The following is a 22329-nucleotide window of genomic DNA, read 5'->3' on the forward strand; positions in this document are numbered from 1 at the left end:
GTTAAACAACGTACCCGCTAAAACCAAGCGCTTTAAAATAAAGCTTAGGAATGCCGTATTTACACTCGTTAAGTAACTCGCTAAAGCGCATTCTATCAAGTGGATAAAATTCGCTTTCTAAGTTTTGAGCTGTGTAGGCTTGCCCTGCATCACTTAAGCCTAGCTTGGCACACACAGTAATTTGCGCTTCACGTTCAAAGTCGGTTTCGGGTTTCATTAAATCGCTAATAAATAGGTTTGCGCCCTTATTTAAATTAGCTTTAATGTTTTTAAGTAGCTGCTTTTTGCTGCCGTCGTCTGCTAAAAAGTGCAAAACAAGTAGGCATAGTGCGGCATCGGCCTTGTTAGAGAGTTTATCGAGCTCGCCTTCGATAACGTTAACGCGCTTTGTTATGCCGTGCTCTTCAAACTTTTGTTTAGCAATTGCAAGCATATCACTTGAGGTGTCTTGCGCAGTAAATTGCCAAGTAGGGTTAAGCGCGGCAAGGGCAAGTATTTCTTTGCCAGTGCCTGCGCCCACAACTAAAATATGTGCGTTATCTTTAAGGGTTGCTTTAAGTTGAGCATTAGTCAGTTGGTGCAATAGCTCATAACCAGGTACTAAGCGGGTAATACGGTCGTTGTAATGCGTTGCTTGCTCGCCTGTGAATGTGGGCATTTATTAACTCCTTTATAAAACTTCAACAGTGGAGTATCCACCACTTTTTTTACTTACATGTACTTGCGTGGCTACGCGTTCACTCATTTCACTCACATGCGATATAACCCCTACTTTACGGCCTTGTGCTTGTAATGAATCGAGCGCGTCCATAGCAACGCTGAGAGTTTCGCTATCTAACGTACCAAACCCTTCGTCAATAAACAAAGAGTTGATTTGCACTTTATTTGACGAAAGCGATGCAAGGCCTAATGCCAGTGCTAGTGATACTAAAAATGATTCACCACCAGAGAGCGTATTAACCGAGCGCTGTTCATCCGCCATATCGCGGTCAATAATGGCGATATCGAGCGATTGCTCAATAGCAGTTAGCTCATAGCGTTTATTCAGAGTTTTTAAATGGCTATTGGCATAATGCAGTAATATTTTAAGGGTTTGCGTTTGTGCTAAATTACGCATGGTTTTGCCGGTTGCATCGCCCAGCACTTTATTTAATAAGTGCCATTGCTCTACTTGTTTTTTAAGTGTAGCAAGTTCAGCGTGTTTGCCCTTAAGTGTTTTGGCGTTTTGATTGTGTTGCTCAAGCGCGGTATTAGTTGCGAGCAAACTGTTTTGTAGCTCAGTTTGCTGATTAGCTAAAAACGTTTCTTGCTCTGCTAATTGGCTTTCGCTTTTTTCGGGTTTGTTAGTATTTTGGTGATCTGTTTGCGCTTTTTGCTGTTGCTTAAGCGCTGCATTTGCATCTGTAAGTGCAGCTAAACGCTGCTCAAACTGCATTAATTGTGCTTTTATTTGCTCACTAGTCAGAGTTAGTAAAATAGCGATCTGTTCATGATTTACCTCGCTATACTGGGCTTTAAAGTCGCTAAACCAGGCAGTGTAGCGCTCTTCAAGTGTGCTTTGCTCTTGAGTTTGCTCTGCCAAGCGCTGCTCAATATTTTTAAGTGTTATAGCGTGCTCATCGCGTTTTTTAATTGCGCTGTCGTGGGCTTGTTGGCTTGTATGTAACTCCTTTTGGCATTGCTCAAGCTGCGTATTTAGTTTTGCTTGGTAAGCATCGGCACTTAGCGACTCGTTGTTAAATAACGCAAGGCGCTCTGTGTGCGTCGTGTTTTGCAGTTGTTGCGCTTTGGCTAAATCGTCTTTTAAAACTTTAAGCGCCTGCTCACTTTTAGCAATTAACGGTGTGAGTTGCTGCAATTGCTGCTCAGCGCTGTCTTTTTGTTTTTGACTTTGTTCAAGCTGCGTTTGAGTTTGTTGGTACTGCTCAACCTGCTGGCTTAAATCGCGCATATTAAGCGTGTTGCTTTGCAACTGCTGCCAAAAGTCACTGTGCTCAAACTGTGCATTAAGCGTGCTGGTAAGTTCGCTAATTTGTGTACTTAGCTCTGCGTGTCTAGTGCTTATTTGGCCAAGCTTATTGGTTAATTCAACATGCTGATTATGCACTTGCTGCTGTGTATGTTGCTCAGCTTTTAAGTTATTTATTAGCTGATTTACTTTATCTTGCAGGGCTGTTTGCTGTTTTTGTGACTCAAAATAGCGCGACTTTTGCGTGCTAAGCTGCGTGTAGATTTCATCAAGCTGCTGTGCTGTTAACTCGTTAAGCTCTGTACGCGCCCCTTGCATTGTCGTTTTAATTTCTAGCTGCTTTGCCTGAGCGTTCTGTATAGCTTGGCTGTGTTGAGTATGTTCAGTGACAAGTATCGCATGTTGTGTTTGGTGCTGATGCAGCTTAGCTTGGGCGCTATCGACCTGCTGTTTAGCTTGGTTATAACTTGTTTCAAAATCGGCTATTAGGTTATTTAATTGCGGATTTTGGCTGCTTGCATATGGGTGCTCTTTTGAACCGCACACAACACAGGGCTCGTTAGAAGTAAGCTGCGTACGTAAATGCTCTACGTTTTCGCTAGCACGCAAGCGAGCTTGGTTTAATGCATATTCACTGTGCTTAAGTGCTTGCTCGCACGAGGCTAGGCTTTGTTGCAATGTTGCTTGTGTTTGCTCGCTGTGTAAAAGCTTGGCCGCAACCGCCGCTTGTTGTTGCGTGCTGTGTTTTATTTCTTGATTAAACTGCTGGTAGCGCAGGCGCTGATCTTTTAAATATTCAATATTTTTAAGTTTGCTATCGCATTGTTCAATATTAAATTGGCGTTGTTGTTCATTTAGCTGGTTAAGATCTGTTTGTTGCCGCGCTAGTTGTTGCTCGTGCAACGCTACTTTTTTAGTTTGCTCAGCTAACTGCGCCGCTTGTTTAGTTTGCTCTTCTAACAGCTGTTTGTTTTGCGAAGTAGCGGCTTTTAGTTGCTCATTGGCACTTAAATATGTATTAAAGCTGTGTTGGTAATAATTCCAATCATTAGCCAGTGGCTTAAGCTGTGTGTGCTCGTTTAACCACGTTTGATGCCCAGTGCTGAGTTTTGTTGCCTCATCAAGTGCTTTTTGACTTTGCGTGTACTGCGTTTGTAATTCGCTAAGTTGCTGCTGCCCTTTTTCGCTTTGCTGAGTTAGGTTTTTAATGGTTTGTGCGTGTATAGCAATTTGGCTGTCGAGCTCGCGGGCTTTAGCAATAATAGGCTCAGCAGATTGCTTTTGCTCTTGCGCTGTTTTTAACTCGCTTTGCTTTGTTGTAAGTGTTGCGGTCTGCTCTTCTATAAGCGCTGCATGGTCAATCGCTATTAATTCGCTTATTTGCGTGCTAAGTGTTTTGTTTTGCGCCGTTAAATATTCATGACGTTTGCGGTTGTCTTTTATTTCAAGAGCGCTTTGTGCTTGCTTTGCTTGCTCAGATTGCTTTGCTATTGAATCAAGCTGTTGCTGCGCGTGTTGTTGCTGCTTTATTGCGTGTTCAAGGGCTTGCGATAAGCTAGCGGCTTGCTTGTACCAATTTAAATTTTGCTCTGTTGTTGCATGCGTTTTTTTAGTTTGCTCAATTTTTTTAAGTAACTCATCGCGCAGGGTTTGTTTAGCAGTTAGCTCGTCATCGCTTAACAAGGTGTAGCTTGCCAGGCTTGCATTAAGTATTTCATATTTATCTTTTAGCGCTTTATTACGCTCAAAAATACGTTTACCAATTAAGCTAAATTTATCGGTGCCAGTTAAACACTCTAAAAGTTGTGCGCGTTCATCGCCCGTGGCTTTTAAAAAGGCGGCAAATTCGTGCTGCGCTAATAATACCGCCCGCGAAAACTGATCAAAGCTTAGTCCTATTTTGCTCTCTACTACTTTTATGGTTTGGCTTTTATCAGCAATTAGGGTTTCATCGGGCAAGGTCACTAACGTATGTTCAGCTACTTTTAGCTTGCCTGTTGCCTTTTTGTGGGTACGTTGTATTGAATAACGTGCACGGTATAGTGCTTTGTCTTGCCCTATAAAATCAACTTCGGCAAAACCTTCCCATTTTCCTCGGCGTAATAAGTTACGCGCATCGTTTAATTTTATACTGTCGCCATTAAAATCAATTAAGTTGCCTTTATCACCTTTTAAGCGTGCAGTTTTGGTATAAAGCGCTAAACAAATAGCGTCTAAAAAGGTACTTTTACCTGCGCCTGTGTCGCCGGTTATAGCAAATAAGCCTGCGTCTTTTAAAGGAGCTTGGGTAAAGTCGATTTCGGCATCGACTATTGAGGCTAAATTATGAATACGAACTGCGGTTATTTTCATAGTTGCTCTTGCTCCGTCAGCTCACTTATTACATCGTTTAACAGTGTTTTTAGCTCATCTGGTACAGCTTGGCCGGCCATATCTTTGTCGTTTGCAAAGGCTTGTTCTAATAAGTTTAATGGGTTGAGCATTTCAATTTCGCTTAAATCTTCAAATACGGCGCTGTTATCGTTTGTTGTAATTTGCTCTCGTACCCGTTCAATGCCGCAAAACTTTACGTTTTTACCTTCAAGTGCTTGCTCTATTTGTTCTCTAAAGGTGGTATCGGTATCACTTGATTTTAGTTTTACGCGTAAATAAGGGGCAATAGTATGTTGTGATATATCGAGCGCTTTAATTTGCTCGCATAAGTCGCTTAATGGCACGCACTCCCCTTTTGGTAAAATAATTACTTCAGCAGAGCGTGGAATGTAAAGGGGGTTTACAGATGTGCTAATAGTTTGTTTTTCATCACCTTTAAATTTTACTACATTAACTTGGTGTGTGTACTTACGCTCTGAAAACGACATAGGAATAGGCGTACCGCTGTAACGTATAACGTCTTTTTTAGCGACTTGCTGCGCTTTGTGTAAATGCCCCAGTGCTACGTAGTCTGCCTTGTTACCAAATACACTGGCCGAAATAGACTCCTCCCCACCAATCACTAAATTACGTTCTGAGTCACTTGAAATATCACCGCCTTTGGCATGTAAGTGCCCCATTACAATTAACGGCGAATTTTGCGCGTTAATGCTATAAGCGTGATCAAGGGCAAGCTTATAGGCTTTTTCAACGCCTTGTGCGTAACTAGGGCCGTTTTTAGTGTGACTGAGTGAACTTATATCGCTGGTACGTAAAAAGGGCATAGCGACGACTACAGCGCGTTTATTTTGCGTATTTATTTCAATCACGGTATTGGCTGGGTCCGTTACTTCAAAGCGCCCCACTACATGGGTGTCAAACTGAGCAAGTAATGGTTGCGCCGCTAATATACGATTTGCTGAGTCGTGGTTGCCGGCAATAATAACAACATGTAATTGCGGGCAACGCTTCTTAGCGTCTTTTATAAATTGGTAAAGCTGGTTTTCGGCGCTGGCACTCGGTGTGGCTGTATGATAAATATCGCCTGAAACTAAAAGTATATCTATGTGTTGCTCTACAAGGGTGCTAAGTAGCCAAGTGAAAAACGCGGCGTGCTCATCACGGCGGTCATGTTCATAAAATTGTTGGCCTAGGTGCCAATCTGAGGTGTGGAGAACTTTCATATTGCGCTCTTAAAAAACCATAAGAGCGCCAATATACCCAAGGCAAGTAAAGATGCAAGCCTCAGGGGGGGCTTTAGTTTAGGTAAAACTATATATAGCAATAATAATGACAGGAAGCGCTAATAAAGCCAAACCAAGCGGCATTTTTAAACTTTTAGTTTGCTTTGCTTGCAATGCTTTTATGGCATTTGTTTCGTTACAGGCGGCTACTTTATCAATATAAAAATAACCTGAGTCTAGATACTGCTTACAACTTTGCTGATTTGCTGGAATGGCTATTAGCTCTTGTTGTTTTTTTAGGATATAAAAATCCATACACCCACCACATTGCTTACTGGTAATAAGTACATATTTGAGAATAATTGTAACGATTTTATTATGCTCAAATAAAAAAAGTGGGCGATTTTAAATATAAAATGCACTAAATATCAACCTAAAATTTCACTATTTTTAATTTATCGTATAAATAGTTAATATTAGTGAGAACACGGCAATATTTGCGCCAATTATTAGCCACTTTTTACTGTGTTTTTGTTCAGTAGATAGTCGTTTTAGTGCATCTTGCTTATTGCATGCCGACACCACATTAACATACGAATATTGGTTTGATTCGTAGCGCTCTAGTAAGTCTTTATCAGCAGGGATAGCTTCGAGCTGATGATCTTTTTTTACAATGTAAAATTTCATATCGGGCTCCTTAAGTTAAAATTTGCTGATTAATTTGTATTGAACCTAAGTGCAATAAAACCGTTAAAGCAGTCCTAATACTAAAAATTTAAGCTCAATTTAAACAACATATTTTTACACCTTAATTTAATCCTAAGCTAATGGCATGAATTAGGCCTGAACCCTTATAAATGCAGGGTTTGTACCTTAAATAATACATTTTGTTTGAATACTTACTGTAAACCCCCTTTACAGTTTTAAAAACAGCTCAATTTACTGATTAAAAATGCATGTTAAAACAACGTGAATATTACCGTGTTTAATGGGCGGTTGGTCGCTAATTAATTGAACAAAAATAGTAACTTTGTCACAGTACGCTCACAAAAATACACTAGGACTCATAATGAAAAAAACAGTTCTTACGCTAAGCGCGTTTGTGTTGCCTTTGGCAATGTCGAGCGCTGTGCTTGCGTCATCCGTTGAGCAAACTAAAGGCTCATTTGTTGATAAGTTTCGTCAGTTAGACGAAGCACTTCCTACCCCCAATGTTTATCGTAGTGCCGCAGGTGAGCCTGGCGAAAAATACTGGCAGCAGCGTGTTAATTACGACATAGATGTAAAGCTTGACGAAAAAAAGCGTCGCTTAACAGCAAGCCAAAGTATCGAATATAAAAATAACTCGCCGCATACACTTAAGTATTTGTGGTTACAGTTAGATCAAAATATTTTTAAAAGCGACTCAATAGCCGAAACCACTAAAACATTTAAAAGTACGCTAAATAGTTTACCTGCGCAAAAACCGGCTAAATTGAGTTTAGGGGAGCTACGTCGTCAGCAATTTATGAGCGACAACGAGTTAGGCTATACAATTAGCAATGTAAAAGATGACAATGGTGAGGAGCTTCGCGTAACTGTGGTTGATACGCTAATGCGTATCGATTTAAACGAGCCGCTAAAACCAGGCAAAGAAGTTGAGTTTAGTATGAACTTTGCTTTTAACATTGTTGAAGAAGATGCTGTAGGCGCACGTTCTGGCTATGAGCACTTTGAAGAAGATGGCAACGATATATTTTTACTTGCGCAGTGGTTTCCGCGTTTAGCTGCGTACACCGATTACGAAGCATGGACAAACAAGCCGTTTTTAGGCCGTGGTGAGTTTACCCTTGAGTTTGGTGATTACGATGTAGAAATTACTGTACCTGCTGATCATATTGTATCGGCAACAGGTAAGTTAGATAACGCAAGCAAAGTGCTTACTCGCACGCAGCGTAACCGCTTAGAAAAAGCCGAAACAGCAAAACGCCCTGTATTTATTGTTACTGAAGAAGAAGCACTCGAAAACGAAAAACAAGGTACCGATAAAACAAAAACGTGGCACTTTAAAGCAGAAAATGTGCGTGACTTTGCTTGGGCGTCGTCGCGTAAATTTATGTGGGATGCAAAAGGTTACCAGCAAGGTGGTGATGAACAGCCTTTAGTTATGGCTATGTCGTTTTACCCTAAAGAAGGTGGCGATTTATGGAAAAAATATTCAACCGAATCTGTAGTACATACAATGGAAGTCTATTCTCGCTACTCATTTGACTACCCATACCCTGTGGCGCAATCGGTAAATGGCCCTGTTGGTGGTATGGAATACCCAATGATCACTTTTAATGGCCCACGTACAGAGCTTCAAGATGATGGCTCACGTACTTATTCTCAAGCTGAAAAACGCTTTTTAATTGGTGTGGTTATTCATGAAGTTGGCCATATTTACTTCCCTATGATTGTAAACTCTGATGAGCGCCAATGGACCTGGATGGATGAAGGTTTAAATAGCTTTTTAGATGGTGTTGCCGGGCGTGAATGGGATCCAACAATTCCATGGGGTGTTGAGCCACGTGACATCGTAAGTTACATGAAATCGCAAAACCAAGTACCTATTATGACACAGTCAGACAGCGTACTGCGTTTAGGCCCAAATGCGTATACCAAGCCAGCTGCGGCGCTTAATATTTTACGTGAAGTTATTTTAGGTCGTGACTTATTCGACTTTGCTTTTAAAGAGTACGCACAGCGCTGGAAGTACAAGCGCCCTACTCCAGCTGATTTTTTCCGTACCATGGAAGAAGCATCAGGTGTTGATTTAGATTGGTTTTGGCGTGGTTGGTTTTACAGTACAGACCATGTAGATATCTCGTTAGATAAGGTTTATCAATTACGTTTAGATACCAAAAACCCTGATATTGATTTTAAACGCCTACGCGATATTGAAGCTGATAAGCCAACATCACTATTTGTTAAGCGTAACCGTGAAGAAGGTAAAAAAACGTGGGTTGAGAAAAACCCTGATATTACTGACTTTTACGACGAAAACGATCGCTTTACTGTTACCAATAAAGAACGTAACTCGTACAATAAATTTTTAAAAGGCTTAGAGCCGTGGGAGCGTAAAACGCTAGAGCGCGCGCTTGAAGAAGACAAAAATTACTATGTAATGGAGTTTTCTAACCTAGGTGGCTTGGTAATGCCTATTTTATTAGAGCTAACGTATGAAGATGGCACTAAAGAAGAACGTTACATTCCAGCCGAAATTTGGCGCCGTAACCATAAAAATGTACAAAAGCTTATTGTTACAGATAAGAATAAGCCGCTTGTATCGGTAACCGTTGACCCGCGCTGGGAAACTGCTGATGTAGATGTTGAGAACAACAACTACCCTCGTCGTATTATTCCTTCACGCATCGAAGTGTATAAAAAGGAAAAGAGTAAAGCGAAAGTGAGTCGCGATATTATGCAAGACATTAAAACTGAGCTTAAAAAAGACGAGAAAAAAGATGAGGAGCAACAATAATGCGCTTTATGCTTATTATTGTTTGCCTTTTAGTTGCTGCGCCAAGTTTGGCGCATCAACTAAAGTCATCGGTTACTACGGTGCTTTTTAATAAAAGCACCCATAATATTGAGCTCATGCACCGTTTTTATCTACATGATACTGAGCATGCCGTAGCGCATTTATTTGATGGAAAAGCCGATATCATCAGCAACAAGACAGACCAACAACGTTTTGTTGACTATGTTGAGTCGCATGTTGCATTGCAAACCTTAAAAGGCGAGCCATTAACGCTTAGCCAAGTAGGTGCGCAAATTGATGGAAAGTTTTTTTGGGTGTATCAAGAAGCGCCTATCCCTAAAGGGATTGAAGGCATAAAAATGAGTAACGGGGCGTTGCGTGACTTATGGCCTTCACAAGTAAACATGGTAAACGTAGAAGGTAAAGGCAAGATTAAAACCCTTCATTTTACCCAAAACGATACTTGGCTCGAGGCTAAATTCGAGCAATAAATGCTTCCCCAACCTACGCGCACTGCAGTTTATGTGCGCGTATTCTCCTATTGTTTATGCTGTGTTCATTTTTGATCTGTTATTAATAACTGTTCGTAGAATTTTAGTAATTAATTAGTGTTTATAAGGCTAAGTAATAGATAAGTGAATACTTTTCTAATAATTTGTTTGATAAACATTTGCTAAATTATTCTCATGAAGTAGAGTCATTATGTGTACACATGTTGTATTGATTTTTACCCCATTCAAGGAATGATATGAAAGCGCAAGTAGAGGCTATTCAAGGAGTTATCTTTGACTTAGATGGCACGTTAGTTTCGTCTGAGTTAGATTTTTCGCTTATAAAAGCACAAATAGGTTGCCCATGCGAGCAAGACCTACTTGATTATATTGCCCAGCTTCCTTCGCCCTATATGCGCGAAGAGGCAATGAATATAGTGCATCAACACGAACTGCAAGACGCGCAGTGTGCCACTATATTGCCAGGTGTAACCGAAGCTGTTAATGCCCTTAAAGTCAAAAATATCCCCATGGCTATTGTGACCCGCAATTTTGATAAAGCGGCAGCAATAAAATTACAAAATAACCCGCTTCCCATTGAAACGGTTTTAACCCGTAGCGATGCGCCAGCAAAACCCGATCCCAGTGCGCTAAATGCAATTTCTACGCTTTGGAATATAAGCCCAAGCAATTTAGTGTATGTGGGCGATTTTTTATACGATATACAAGCGGCGCATAATGCTAAAATGCGTGCGTGTTTGTACGCCCCCCAAGCTACTCCTATTTATGCTGATCAAGCAGACTACGTTTTGCGCGACTTTACTGAGTTAGTAACTTTAGTTGAAAGTTATTCTAAAAAAGTTGAGTTATGTTAAATAGGCTTTTAATAATATTTTCGTGTAATAATCCTCGCTTTATTTAAATTTCAAAACTAGCCCAATAGGGTTTGAATTGGTAAAATATTGGCAAAATTAACGTATTGATTAGAGGCACAAGATGGGCAGAGCATTTGAAGTCCGTAAGAGCTCGATGGCTAAAACAGCCAACGCAAAAACTAAAGTTAACTCAAAGTACGGTAAAGAAATTTATGTTGCCGCTAAAAATGGCGAACCAGATCCTGATGTCAATCAATCACTGCGTCGCCTTATAGAAAAAGCAAAAAAAGACCAAGTACCCGCTCACGTAATAGAAAAAGCAATTGAAAAAGCTGCCGGCGGGGCAGGGGAAGATTATTCGCCTGCACGTTACGAAGGCTATGGCCCAGGTAACTGCATGGTTATTGTTGATTGTTTAACAGATAACCCAAACCGCACAATTAAAGATGTGCGCTTACCGTTTACCAAAACAGAGTCAAAAATTGGTACTCCGGGTTGTGTTGCACACATGTTCGATCACCTTGCTGTACTAGGTTTTGCCGGTGACGATGATGAAGTAGTACTTGAAGCACTTATGATGGCTGATGTTGATGTAACCGACGTTGAAGTTGAAAATGGTAAAGTGTCGGTATTTGCACCACATACTGAGTACTATAAAGCTAAAACAGCACTTGAGGAAAACTTTGAAGGAATAAACTTTGAAGTAGATGAAATTACGTTTGTGCCGCAAGTACATGTTGAAATTGAAGATGAAGAAGTGATTGCTAATTTTGACAAGTTCATCAACATGCTTGAAGACTGTGATGACGTACAAAATGTGTATCACAATGCCATCGTTAAAAATTAATTTAGAGCATAGCTACAGTTAGTAAACATAACGATAAACAAAAAGCGCGTTTTGTGTAGGCAAAACGCGCTTTTTTAGTATTAAAAAAATGTTAGCTATTCAGCTAGGTTATGATGTTTTACTTTATATCTTAATCGATAGCTATGAAGTAGCGGCTCAGTGTAGCCACTTGGCTGCTTAGCACCTTCTAATACAAGTGCTAAAGCGGCTTGATAAGCAATACTATTTTTAAGTGACTCTTCGCTTTGTGCCATTGGCTTATACGCGCTATCGTGCTCATTTTGGCCATCCACCACTTTGGCCATTTTAGCCATAACAGACTCTATTTGTTGTTGTGTGCACACGCCATGCTGTAGCCAATTGGCCATATGTTGGCTTGAAATACGCAAAGTTGCTCTGTCTTCCATTAAGCCTATATGGTTAATATCAGGCACTTTTGAGCAGCCAATACCTTGGTCTATCCAACGTACTACGTAGCCTAAAATACCTTGTGCATTGTTCTCAAGCTCACTTTGTATGTCTTCTTTACTAAGCGTTTGTGGCTGTGCCATTAAAGGCGGTGTAAGTAAATCTGTAAGGCTTGCGATGCCGCGTTTGGCTATTTCTTTTTGATCGCTAAATACATCTACATCGTGATAATGCATAGCATGCAAAGTTGCAGCGGTAGGCGAGGGCACCCATGCGGTATTAGCACCAGATTGCACATGAGCCAGCTTTTGTTCCATCATAAGTGCCATTTTATCTGGCATGGGCCACATACCTTTACCTATTTGCGCTTTACCGCTTAGGCCACAAGCAAGGCCTGTATCAACGTTACGATCTTCGTATGCTTTGATCCACGGTTGAGTTTTAATCGCTGCTTTTGGCAAAGCCACCCCCGCGTGCATAGAGGTATGAATCTCATCGCCCGTACGGTCTAAAAAGCCGGTATTTATAAATACCGCGCGCTCTTTGGCTGCATGAATGCAGGCTTTTAAATTGACTGAGGTGCGGCGCTCTTCATCCATTATTCCCATTTTTAAGGTGTTTTTTGGCAAACTAAGCGCTTCTTCTACCATGGTAAAAAGCGTATTGGTAAAGGCAACTTCATCAGGGCCATGCATTTTGGGTTTAACAATATTAATGCTTTGTGCACTGGTATTTTTAATGCCTGTTTTTTTATTTAAATCGTGCAGAGCGGCGGTTGCGCTAAACATAGCATCCATAATTCCTTCAAATACCGGTTGGCCGTATATGTCGGTAATGGCAGGGTTTGTCATTAAGTGGCCTACATTGCGTACAAACATCATGCTGCGGCCTTTGAGCGTAAGGCTGCTGCCATCAAGGGCGGTATACTGCCTATCGTTTTGTAAGGTACGTTCTATGGTTTTATCGCCTTTTTTAAACGATTCAACCAAGTTACCTTGCATTAAACCAAGCCAGTTTTTGTAAACTTGTACTTTATCCTCGGCATCTACTGCAGCAACTGAGTCTTCGCAATCCATAATGGTTGTTAGTGCGGCTTCAAGTAGCACATCTTTTAAGCCTGCTTTGTCGGCTTGGCCAATAGGGTGGTGGTGGTCTATTTGTAGCTCTACATGCAGACCATTGTTTTTTAATAAAATTGCACTTGGGTTTTGCGCCTCGCCTTGGTATCCAATCAATTGCTCGGGGTTTTTTAATTGGGTATGTGAGCTGTCTCTTAAGGTAATAGACAGAGCACCTTCAACAATTGAGTAGTTGGTGCTTTCTATATGTGAGCCATTCTTAAGGGGCAGGGCTTTATCTAAAAACTGACGCGCATACGCCATTACTTTAAAACCACGAACCGGATTATACGTAGTGCCTTTTTCGGCGCCATCGTCTTCACTTAGTACGTCGGTGCCGTAAAGAGCGTCGTATAACGAACCCCAGCGCGCGTTAGCCGCATTAAGCGCAAAGCGTGCGTTACTAACAGGCACAACAAGCTGTGGGCCTGCGCTAAGTGCTATTTCGGGCTCTACATTTTGCGTTTCAATTGTAAAGTTTGCAGGCTCTGGTACTAGATAGCCAATGTCTGTTAAAAATGCTTGGTACTTCGCGCTATCCCACGTTTTATTTGCTTTATGGTAGTCATCTATTTGTTGTTGTAGCTGCTCGCGCTTAGCTAAAAGGGCGTTATTTTGCGGGGTAAGCGTTTGCACTATGTTTGCAAAGCTTTGCCAAAATTGTTGCTCAGATAAATGAGTGCCTGGGAGTAGCTGTGTTTTTACAAAGTTGGCCAGCTGTGTATCTACGCTTAGCCCTGAGTGTGTGAGAGTGTGTGCCATATTTACCTTCCTTAAACGGTCGCGGTGTTGTTGTGTGCGTTAAAACAACAATAACGCAAAAAAGGCTCAGTGCATGCATTTTAACCATTCACAAAAAATATAGCGGCAATAACAACTATAAATTTACTAAATCTAAAAAATAAGCCTAATGTTGAATTAAGCGATACGGAGCACACACTCCTAGCCACTCTCACAATAATTTAAATAATTTAAATAATTTATAGACCCGTTCGAAGGATTTTATTATGACAACATACACACGTGAAACCGATACTCTAGCAACACTTTGCCAATCTCAAGGCAGTGCATGGAAAGCCATTAACCCAGAATATGCAAGCCGCATGCGTTTACAAAACCGTTTTCGTACTGGGATTGAAATTGCCCAATACACCGCAGATGTAATGCGTGAAGATATGGCCGCTTATGATAAAGACACCAGCCAATACACACAGTCTTTAGGTTGTTGGCATGGTTTTACTGCACAGCAGATGATGATGGCAATAAAGCGCCATCAAAAAACCACTAAGCGCAGTTATGTTTACTTAAGTGGCTGGATGGTTGCAGCCCTTCGCTCTGCATTTGGGCCGTTACCCGATCAAAGTATGCACGAAAAAACCTCTGTGCCTGCGCTTATTGAAGAAATTTATACGTTTTTAAAACAAGCTGATGCGCGAGAGCTAGACCACTTATTTAACGAGCTTGATGAAGCCAAAGCCAATGGCGGCAATGTGCAAGCGGTGCTAGATAAAATTGATAATTTTGAAACGCATGTAGTGCCTATTATTGCCGATATTGATGCTGGTTTTGGTAACGAAGAAGCAACTTACTTACTTGCTAAAAAGATGATTGAAGCGGGTGCATGTGCCATTCAAATAGAAAACCAAGTGTCAGACGCTAAACAGTGTGGCCATCAAGCAGGTAAAGTAACTGTTCCGCACGAAGACTTTTTAGCAAAAATTAATGCTGTACGTTACGCATTTTTAGAGCTTGGTATTGATAACGGTATTATTGTTGCGCGTACCGACTCATTAGGTGCAAGCCTGACGCAAAAAGTGCCTGTATCACAAACGCCAGGAGATTTAGCTAGCCAATACAATGCGTTTTTAGAAACCACACCTATTAACGGTGTAGATGACTTAAACGAAGGCGATACGGCAATGAAGATTAATGGCCAATTATGTAAGCCAACGCGTTTAGAAAATGGTTTGTACCAGTTCCGTGAAGGCACTGAAAAAGACCGTGTAGTACTAGACTGTGTAACAAGCTTACAGTCAGGTGCTGATTTATTGTGGATTGAAACCGAAAAACCACATGTTAAGCAAATTGCAGAGCTAGTAAACCGTGTTAAAGAGCAAGTGCCTGATGCGAAACTTGTTTATAACAATTCACCGTCGTTCAACTGGACGCTTAAGTTCCGTGAGCAAGTGTATCAACAATGGGTAGATGAAGGTAAAGATGTAAGTGCATACCCAAGCCTTGGTGATAACAAAGGCTTTATGGCACCAGAAATGGACGCTACAGAGCTTGCTGCCGAAGCTGATGTATTAGTGCAAAACTTCCAGCGCGATGGTGCACGTGAAGCGGGTATTTTCCATCACTTAATTACGCTGCCTACTTACCATACGGCTGCACTGAGCACTGATATTTTGTCAGAAGGCTACTTTGGTGACATGGGGATGCTTGCTTATGTACGCGACGTTCAACGCCAAGAAATTCGCCGCGAACAAGCCTCTGTTAAGCATCAAGACTTAGCAGGCTCTAATATTGGCGATACGCATAAAGAGTACTTCTCTGGTGACAATGCCCTCAAAGCCGGTGGTGAAGATAACACCATGAACCAGTTTTAACTTTTTCTAGATAGTGTTACTCAAGGGCCATATGGCCCTTTTTTGTTGCCTAGTAATTTACTGGATCACGTTTTAACTAGCCTAAAAATTTTTAGATCAGTGTTTAACTAGCTGATGACTTAAAGCGCTTTAATGGCGTATTTTTACTTTAAAAGGGATAAAATGCGGTAAATATTTAGCTAAATAGGCTGTTTTTTATATTTTAAGGTGGCTACTACAAAATAATAAACCGAATTTTTACTAACTTAATGCCGTTATAAAACATTTTTTTACTAACTGAATGCTTATAAACAGTGGCTCAAACCGGTTTTTTACTAACTCATGCCGCAAAAAGTGCAATAAACCGAAATTTTACTAACTGAAAAACAGCTAAGTCCGATATGGTTTAGTATATAAACTGTAAAGGGGGTTTACAGTTTTACATTGGGCAAAATATTAGCCACACAGGGGTGGCTAATATTAAATTTAAATACACAACTTACTTTTCATTTGTATGTTTATCAAACCACCATTGAATGTAGGCTACTTTGGTCATTAAGTTAGAAGGGCGCGCTGTAATTCCGTGCGACGCATTAGGAATGCGCACCATAGCGGTATCAACACCTTGCAGCTTAAGAGCTTGGTAAAATTGCTCGGTTTCAGAAATAGGAGTGCGGTAATCTGACTCACCCGTTAAAAGCATGGTTGGCGTTGTTACATTACCTACATAGCTAATCGGTGAGCGTTTCATGTAGTGCTCAATATGATCCCAAGGCTTACCCGGAAACCAGTAATCGGCAAAAAACGGATAAAAATCTGCAGTTAGTACAAAGCTGATCCAATTAATAACAGGTTTAGCAACCACCGCTGCAGCAAACCTATCGGTGTGCCCTACAATCCACGCGGTTAAAACGCCGCCACCAGAACCACCAGTTACAAATAGTTTAGATTCATCAATAAAGCCTTTCGCTATTAGTGCATCAACGCCACTCATTAAGTCGTCAAAATCATTACTTGGGTAATTATGATGAATTGTTTGAGCAAACGTTTTACCGTATGAGTCACTGCCTCGCGGGTTCATATATAAAACTACGTTCCCTTTGGCTGCAAACAATTGTACCTCGGTACTAAAATGAGGGCCGTAATTAGCCACAGGGCCGCCATGAATTTCTAAAACAAGTGGGTATTTTTTTGTTTTATCGAACCCCGGAGGGTATGCGATCCAACCTTGAATTGGCAGTTGGTCGTGGCTTGATTTAAGCCAGATTTCTTCTACTCTCGCCAATTCTTTATCGCCTAGCGCATCGGCATTAAGCGTAGTGAGGCGCTGAGCTTTGTCTCGTTTTAAAGTGGCTATATCGGCCGGGCGTTGAGTGTCAGCAAGTGTAAAAACAATTTCGCCATCTTCACTTACATCAAAATCGCCTCCTGAGTAAGGGCGTCCAAAAGCAACGCTACCTATTTGCTCGGTTAGCACTTTACGTTTACCACTACGTGGTTGATAGGCAAGAGCGGTTTGCCCTTCGTCTGCGTAGCTAAAATAAACGCCTTTAGAATTGGCACTCCATTTAATTTGCCCCACGCTTCTATCAAAACTAGGGGTTAGGCTTTTAGTATCGCCGGTTTTTAAATCACGAATATAAAGCTGCGTATTTTCGTAATTAGTGCGTTTATCGTCATAGCCTGTGTAGGCTAAGTAACGCCCATCGGGAGATATTTTAGGTTGTTGGTCAGGGCCATTTCTATTGGTTACTGCCTCAACAGCTAGCGTGTTTAAATTAAGTTTATACACTTCGCTATTGGTAGGTTTTAATTGATTTTGAGCGTGCCTATTAGCTGAAAAATAAAGTGATTTACCGTCTTTACTAAAACTTACCTCACCTGCATTATCAAATTCATCATCAGTGAGCTGCTTTGCATTGCCGCCGTTTGCATCAATTGTAAATAATTGGCTATAGCCTTTTTGTGTGTATCCTCCACCGTCGGCTCGGTAGTAAACATCATCTATAAATTTAGCTGGCTCTGCCCATGTAGCACCTTTTGGCTTGCCAGGTAAGTTAACGGGTGGTGCACTACTACTTGGTACAAACATGCTAAAAATAAGCTGATTAGAATTAGGGCTCCAAGTAATGGCTCGTGGGCTGCTGGTTAGGTTACTAATTTTTGCTACAGCACCTGTTTTAAGCCACTTCATATAAATTTGACTGCTACCATCGCGGTTAGATATAAATGCAAGGCGTTGGCCATCAGGTGAAAGTACTGGGGAGTGATCCATATGCACGCCAGATGTAAGCGGCTGTAGTTGTTTGGTTTTATAATCTACTGACCAAATATTACTGACTTTGCGATCGGTTTTTATATCCATACGATTACGTACAAAGTACACCGTTTTACCATCCTCAGTTATATCAATCTGATTGGCGTATTCAAGATTAAACACATCTTGCAACTGTAGTGTGTTGTTTTTTGCAAAAGCAAGCTGACTGCTACCGAGTAATAAACTGCTACTCAAACTAAGTGCCATAAGCGTCTTCATTTGTATTCCCTGTTGTGGTTTTTGTATACATAGTTATATGTCAGCAGGGAAGGGATGAAAAGCGCGATGCGGTGAAACTATAATTTGTAACTACGAGTTAAAGCTGTAAAGGGGCTTTACAGCTTGGGAGTATGAGCTATTAAGCTAACTCACACAGTGATTTTATTTCTCTAATGAGTGCAATACCGGCTGCGTTATCGCCATGTACACATAAGCTATTAGCATTTAAATTTAGTGTATTTCCTGAGCGGGTAGTGACACTGCCGTCGCTTAATAGTTGTTTTACTTGCGCTAAAAGAGCAGGTTTGTCGTGAACACTGCCCTCAAGCTGGCGAGAAACTAAATGCCCTTCATCTGTATATTGCCTGTCGGCAAAGGCTTCTAAAATAAGTTCTACGCCTAACGTTTTAGCGGCAAGAGCATGTTTAGCTGAGTCTTTAGTAGCTAACAGCATGAGCTTTAGTGGCGAGGGGTAATGAGCAATGGCTGTAATAACGGTTTGCAAAATATGGTCGTTTTTCATCATATCGTTATACAAAGCACCATGAGGCTTAACATAGCTAAGTGTTAAGCCTTGCACTTTAGCCATGCCATCAAGGGCGGCAATTTGGTAATGTAAACAATTAGTAAGCTCTTGCGCGCTAAGCGCCATAGAACGCCTGCCAAAGCCTTGCTGGTCGGGGTAACTGGGGTGCGCACCTATTTGTACTTTGTGGCGCTTTGCTAAATGCAATGTATCGGCAATTACATCTGGGTCTCCTGCGTGAAACCCGCACGCAATATTTGCCATATCAATATGAGGCATTACTTCATCATCTAACCCCATTTTCCATGCGCCAAAGCTTTCGCCTAAATCGCAATTAAGTTTCATTTTTATCCCTTGTTATTATTATTTTATGGTAACTGGTAATGTACCAAGCGCGTGTGCCTTGCCTAACAATACTTTAGCAAGCGCTGTAAATGCAGGCCCTGCTACGACATTGTTTTTATCTGTATCAATATTATAAGCATAAGATGCCAGTACTGCGTTAGCGCTATTACCAAACTGCGCTATATCGTAGGGGGCACGTAAGCTTATAAAAATTATTTTTTTATCTAATGATGCAGCAATATCGAGTAATGACGATAAGGCTTTAGGTTGCTCAGCAGTATTGAGTGCAAAGTGAGGGTCGTCTTTTAAATCATCCATTCCGCCAATCTCTACAGCGCTTTGGTTAGGCGTAGCGTTGCCTGCAATTACAACATCTGCATTTTTAATTAAGCTGTGTGCTTTTACTGGGTCAAACCCTTGCAAACTACTACAACTGTATTTAAGTGTGGCTGTACTTATACTACTCAGTGCCTGTTGCATGGCCATGCATTTTCGAGTATCGGGCATAATAATATGAATGTGTTGGCCTTTGTTTAAACTAAGGGGCAATATATTTGCGTTATTTTTAACCTCAGTTATAGCATTTACGGCAAGCTCTGCTTCTATTTTTCGATGTGCTTGAGAGCCAATAATATCTTTTGCTTTGGCTAACATGCTTAATGGGTCTAACTTTGTCGTTAATTTAAACTTATTTTTTAAAGCTGTTATACGCGCAGCTGACTGAGCTACTTCGTCTTTATTTAGCTGATTACTATTAACCGATGCAACTAGTTCATCCATTAGGTTGTCGAGTGCGTTTAAATCAGCCGGCGTTCTGATTTCTATTGGCATAAGCGCAAGATCAACGCCTGCAGCAAAGGTGTTGATCACCGCTTGAGTCGGGGTGAAAAAATGGCTAATACCAGCCATATCTAAAGCGTCGGTTACCACCACACCTTGATAATTTAGCTCTTCTCTTAAAATATCAGTAATAATGGTACGTGACATAGTGGCGGGTTTTATCATGCTTTTGCCATCAACACTTACAAATGTACTGCTATCGAGTTGTGGGTATTGAATATGCGCCGTCATAATCATACCTGGGTTTTGCGTGGCAATTATATGTTTAAAGGGAGCTAAGTCTTGTTGGTATATGTCTTCTTTTGAGTGATTGACTTGTGGTAACCCTGTGTGGCTATCTACGTTGGTATCGCCGTGCCCCGGAAAATGCTTTAACGAGCTAATAACACCATTGCTTTCAAACCCCGCTACTTGTGAAGCGCCCAATTTGCTCACCAACGCTGGGTTTTCACCAAACGAGCGTACATTAATGACCGGATTGTCGGGGTTCATGTTTACATCTACCGTGGGGGCATAGTTAACATTAATACCTAACGATTTAAGCTCTTTAGCTATAACAGTGGCTGATTGGGTTGCGTATTTGGTGCCATGCTTTTTATAAGTAGCACCAATAGACATATTTCCTGTAAACGAAGTGGCTACATCACGTGGTAAACGCGCTACGCGTCCGCCTTCTTGGTCTATCGAAATAAATAACGGCAGCTTAGAGCTTGATTTACTTGCAGCAGCTTGTAGTTGACTGTTAAGGGTAATGGTTTGCTCAATAGATTGGGTGTTTTCAGAAAATAAAATAACGCCGCCAATATTATGTTTTGTAATGGCCGCTGATAGCTCATCGGGGAGGGAAGTAACCGGTGTTCTACAATGTTTGCTAATCCCTTGCTGACAAAAGTAGCGTAAATCAAGAATGAGTTTTTGGCCAAGCTGTTGCTCAAGAGACAATGAAGATTTAGCAAAAGAAGATTGTAATGGCATTAAGCACCCAGATAAAAAAACAATAGATGAAATAAAGCATTTATTTAGCAAAAATACACTCCAACGCTAAATAGATAAGTGGCAGGTAGCTTATCTATTTTTGTGTACAACTGCAAAGTACAGCTGTTTATACGGATAGAGTAACGAGTTAGGGGTGTATAATGGCTGAATACACCGATGCATTAGGTTTACGATTTATGCCCTTATCATAAATTAATTCTGTTGCTGAACATAAAGGCTTGACATATATAGTTAACTCTATATAGTGGGCCGCAGCTAGAAAGAAAGCATGATAGTTTATAAATCTTTATTTCGTTGTTGTATAAGTAATACTTGTAGTACCGTCCTGAAGTTTTTAAGTACCATCTCATTTTTTGCTACACCCGCTCTTATGAGCATATTTTTTATTTTTATATCAGGATATTACAATGTCTAACATCGTATCAGGTACAGTTAAGTGGTTTAACGAATCTAAAGGTTTTGGTTTCATCGAGCAAGAAAACGGCCCAGACGTTTTCGCACATTTCTCAGCAATCAAAAGCGAAGGTTTCAAAACTTTAGCTGAAGGCCAACGTGTAGAGTTCACTCTTTCACAAGGTCAAAAAGGTCCTCAAGCGGATAACATTACTCCGTTATAATTTTTACTTTTAAAGTAAAAATAAAAAAAAGCGCTTAAGGCGCTTTTTTTGTGCCTAAAATTTGACTGTACTACACTGCCATCTATCATTTAATAATATAAATTAATGTAGTGGTGCGGTTATTCTAAAACTCTTCTTTCTTATTGCTTGTCCCTTCCTAAGCACGTTTAGCTATGCAAACCATTTTAAGTTAGTTATTTATACAGATCAGTTTGCACCCTATAATTTTATAAACGAGCACGGCCAACTTGTTGGCGCTAACTACGATATAGTCAACGCATTGTGTATTAAAGCAGAAGTAGAGTGCGACTTTAAAGTAATGCCCTGGAAACGCGCGGCCACATTAGTAAATAAAACACCCCACTCAGCTATATTCTCTATTGCTAAACAGACTAACAGGATCCCCCTTTATAATTGGCTTGGCCCATTAACTACCGCGCGAACCTATTTTTATAAATTAAACAGCCGTTCAGATATTACAGTTAATACAATCACCGATACAAAAAAATACATATTAGGTATGGTAAGGGCTGATATTTACCAGTCGTTAGTTAAAAATATCGGGTTTATAGAAGGGCAAAATCTAATGACCTTTGGAGAAGAGCAGCAGTATATTCAGCTTTTTATTAATAACAAAATAGACCTTATATTAGGCTCTGAGCATGTTATATATAATCAACTTAGGCCTTATAATATTAATTTAGATAATGTCAAAAAGTTAATTGAACTACCTGTTAGTAGCGACTTAAAAGACAACTATCTAGCTTTTAATAAGGCTGTTCCTCAGCATATAGTACAACAGTTTGAATATGCATTTAAATTACTTAAAGAAGAGCGAGAACTAGCCTCTTTTATTCAGCCCTATAGCAACTACTAATACCAATCCATAATAATATTTAAGCATTTTTAGGGACTAAACGTGACGCTACCGGCATTTAAAAATTTTCATTTACGACTGCATGGATGCAGAAGATAGAGCAATGCAGGAGCATTTGCTGAGAACAACTAAATAGCAAATATTTTGCCTAGCTATCAACATGTTTTTCTACCTCAAAATAAATCGCTTAATTAAGCG

The 22329-nt window shown here is 40.6% G+C and carries 16 protein-coding genes; 7 read left to right on the plus strand and 9 right to left on the minus strand.

The genetic code is table 11. The features are described from left to right. Position 1 precedes the first annotated feature (1 nt). From WDB87_RS13920 to WDB87_RS13940, 5 genes are all read right to left on the minus strand, one after another. Positions 2-658, minus strand: coding sequence for a class I SAM-dependent methyltransferase (locus tag WDB87_RS13920; RefSeq protein ID WP_337850186.1), 657 nt, complete (start codon positions 656-658; stop codon positions 2-4). A 12-nt stretch (positions 659-670) separates the two neighbouring features. Beyond that, the gene (locus WDB87_RS13925) at positions 671-4321 is read right to left on the minus strand and encodes an AAA family ATPase (RefSeq protein WP_337850187.1); all 3651 of its coding nucleotides are present in this window, start codon (positions 4319-4321) and stop codon (positions 671-673) included. Next, positions 4318-5565 carry an exonuclease SbcCD subunit D gene (locus WDB87_RS13930; RefSeq protein ID WP_286248523.1) on the minus strand — a complete coding sequence of 416 codons (1248 nt, stop codon included), beginning with the start codon at positions 5563-5565 and terminating at the stop codon, positions 4318-4320. The genes WDB87_RS13925 and WDB87_RS13930 overlap by 4 nt, the downstream gene beginning before the upstream one ends. 78 nt (positions 5566-5643) lie before the next feature. Next, positions 5644-5880: a hypothetical protein gene (locus WDB87_RS13935; RefSeq protein ID WP_286248525.1), complete on the minus strand. Its 237-nt coding sequence runs from the start codon at positions 5878-5880 to the stop codon at positions 5644-5646. Between the two features lie 135 nt (positions 5881-6015). Next, positions 6016-6252, minus strand: coding sequence for a hypothetical protein (locus tag WDB87_RS13940; protein ID WP_154945621.1), 237 nt, complete (start codon positions 6250-6252; stop codon positions 6016-6018). A 382-nt stretch (positions 6253-6634) separates the two neighbouring features. On the opposite strand from WDB87_RS13940, the gene WDB87_RS13945 reads away from it, so the two are divergent. From WDB87_RS13945 to WDB87_RS13960, 4 genes are all read left to right on the plus strand, one after another. Beyond that, positions 6635-9067 carry a M1 family metallopeptidase gene (locus WDB87_RS13945; RefSeq protein WP_286248530.1) on the plus strand — a complete coding sequence of 811 codons (2433 nt, stop codon included), beginning with the start codon at positions 6635-6637 and terminating at the stop codon, positions 9065-9067. Then, positions 9067-9558: a DUF6702 family protein gene (locus WDB87_RS13950; protein WP_337850188.1), complete on the plus strand. Its 492-nt coding sequence runs from the start codon at positions 9067-9069 to the stop codon at positions 9556-9558. The genes WDB87_RS13945 and WDB87_RS13950 overlap by 1 nt, the downstream gene beginning before the upstream one ends. A gap of 257 nt (positions 9559-9815) precedes the next feature. Further along, positions 9816-10433 carry an HAD family hydrolase gene (locus tag WDB87_RS13955; RefSeq protein WP_286248535.1) on the plus strand — a complete coding sequence of 206 codons (618 nt, stop codon included), beginning with the start codon at positions 9816-9818 and terminating at the stop codon, positions 10431-10433. A 121-nt stretch (positions 10434-10554) separates the two neighbouring features. Beyond that, positions 10555-11280 carry a YebC/PmpR family DNA-binding transcriptional regulator gene (locus WDB87_RS13960; protein ID WP_286248537.1) on the plus strand — a complete coding sequence of 242 codons (726 nt, stop codon included), beginning with the start codon at positions 10555-10557 and terminating at the stop codon, positions 11278-11280. A 95-nt stretch (positions 11281-11375) separates the two neighbouring features. On the opposite strand, the gene WDB87_RS13965 is transcribed toward WDB87_RS13960, so the two are convergent. Beyond that, positions 11376-13568 carry a malate synthase G gene (locus WDB87_RS13965; RefSeq protein ID WP_337850189.1) on the minus strand — a complete coding sequence of 731 codons (2193 nt, stop codon included), beginning with the start codon at positions 13566-13568 and terminating at the stop codon, positions 11376-11378. A gap of 245 nt (positions 13569-13813) precedes the next feature. On the opposite strand from WDB87_RS13965, the gene WDB87_RS13970 reads away from it, so the two are divergent. Then, positions 13814-15415 (plus strand): isocitrate lyase, encoded by a 1602-nt coding sequence (locus WDB87_RS13970; protein ID WP_337850190.1) that lies wholly within the window; start codon positions 13814-13816, stop codon positions 15413-15415. A gap of 478 nt (positions 15416-15893) precedes the next feature. Here WDB87_RS13970 and WDB87_RS13975 read toward each other — a convergent pair whose 3' ends face one another. From WDB87_RS13975 to WDB87_RS13985, 3 genes are all read right to left on the minus strand, one after another. After that, positions 15894-17930 carry a S9 family peptidase gene (locus WDB87_RS13975; RefSeq protein ID WP_337850191.1) on the minus strand — a complete coding sequence of 679 codons (2037 nt, stop codon included), beginning with the start codon at positions 17928-17930 and terminating at the stop codon, positions 15894-15896. 139 nt (positions 17931-18069) lie between these two features. After that, positions 18070-18801 (minus strand): 5-oxoprolinase subunit PxpA, encoded by a 732-nt coding sequence (locus tag WDB87_RS13980; protein ID WP_286248543.1) that lies wholly within the window; start codon positions 18799-18801, stop codon positions 18070-18072. Between the two features lie 18 nt (positions 18802-18819). Next, positions 18820-20616 (minus strand): glycoside hydrolase family 3 protein, encoded by a 1797-nt coding sequence (locus WDB87_RS13985; RefSeq protein WP_337850192.1) that lies wholly within the window; start codon positions 20614-20616, stop codon positions 18820-18822. 428 nt (positions 20617-21044) lie between these two features. Here WDB87_RS13985 and WDB87_RS13990 point away from each other — a divergent pair, with 428 nt between their 5' ends. Continuing rightward, a complete protein-coding gene (locus tag WDB87_RS13990; protein WP_004587186.1) occupies positions 21045-21254 on the plus strand; it encodes a cold-shock protein in 210 nt (69 codons plus the stop codon). A gap of 196 nt (positions 21255-21450) precedes the next feature. After that, positions 21451-22131, plus strand: a complete 681-nt coding sequence (locus WDB87_RS13995) for a substrate-binding periplasmic protein (RefSeq protein WP_337850248.1) — start codon at positions 21451-21453, stop codon at positions 22129-22131. Positions 22132-22329 lie beyond the last annotated feature (198 nt).

The organism is Pseudoalteromonas sp. C12FD-1 (assembly GCF_037414265.1).
GTDB lineage: Bacteria > Pseudomonadota > Gammaproteobacteria > Enterobacterales > Alteromonadaceae > Pseudoalteromonas.

Excerpts from the sequence above, each read along its gene's own strand:
- WDB87_RS13940 (WP_154945621.1), bottom strand. The coding sequence starts at position 6,252 with ATGAAATTTTACATTGTAAAAAAAGATCATCAGCTCGAAGCTATCCCT.
- WDB87_RS13990 (WP_004587186.1), top strand. The coding sequence starts at position 21,045 with ATGTCTAACATCGTATCAGGTACAGTTAAGTGGTTTAACGAATCTAAA.
- WDB87_RS13955 (WP_286248535.1), top strand. The coding sequence starts at position 9,816 with ATGAAAGCGCAAGTAGAGGCTATTCAAGGAGTTATCTTTGACTTAGAT.
- WDB87_RS13970 (WP_337850190.1), top strand. The coding sequence starts at position 13,814 with ATGACAACATACACACGTGAAACCGATACTCTAGCAACACTTTGCCAA.
- WDB87_RS13960 (WP_286248537.1), top strand. The coding sequence starts at position 10,555 with ATGGGCAGAGCATTTGAAGTCCGTAAGAGCTCGATGGCTAAAACAGCC.
- WDB87_RS13945 (WP_286248530.1), top strand. The coding sequence starts at position 6,635 with ATGAAAAAAACAGTTCTTACGCTAAGCGCGTTTGTGTTGCCTTTGGCA.
- WDB87_RS13930 (WP_286248523.1), bottom strand. The coding sequence starts at position 5,565 with ATGAAAGTTCTCCACACCTCAGATTGGCACCTAGGCCAACAATTTTAT.
- WDB87_RS13950 (WP_337850188.1), top strand. The coding sequence starts at position 9,067 with ATGCGCTTTATGCTTATTATTGTTTGCCTTTTAGTTGCTGCGCCAAGT.
- WDB87_RS13985 (WP_337850192.1), bottom strand. The coding sequence starts at position 20,616 with ATGCCATTACAATCTTCTTTTGCTAAATCTTCATTGTCTCTTGAGCAA.
- WDB87_RS13975 (WP_337850191.1), bottom strand. The coding sequence starts at position 17,930 with ATGAAGACGCTTATGGCACTTAGTTTGAGTAGCAGTTTATTACTCGGT.
- WDB87_RS13925 (WP_337850187.1), bottom strand. The coding sequence starts at position 4,321 with ATGAAAATAACCGCAGTTCGTATTCATAATTTAGCCTCAATAGTCGAT.
- WDB87_RS13935 (WP_286248525.1), bottom strand. The coding sequence starts at position 5,880 with ATGGATTTTTATATCCTAAAAAAACAACAAGAGCTAATAGCCATTCCA.
- WDB87_RS13980 (WP_286248543.1), bottom strand. The coding sequence starts at position 18,801 with ATGAAACTTAATTGCGATTTAGGCGAAAGCTTTGGCGCATGGAAAATG.
- WDB87_RS13965 (WP_337850189.1), bottom strand. The coding sequence starts at position 13,568 with ATGGCACACACTCTCACACACTCAGGGCTAAGCGTAGATACACAGCTG.
- WDB87_RS13920 (WP_337850186.1), bottom strand. The coding sequence starts at position 658 with ATGCCCACATTCACAGGCGAGCAAGCAACGCATTACAACGACCGTATT.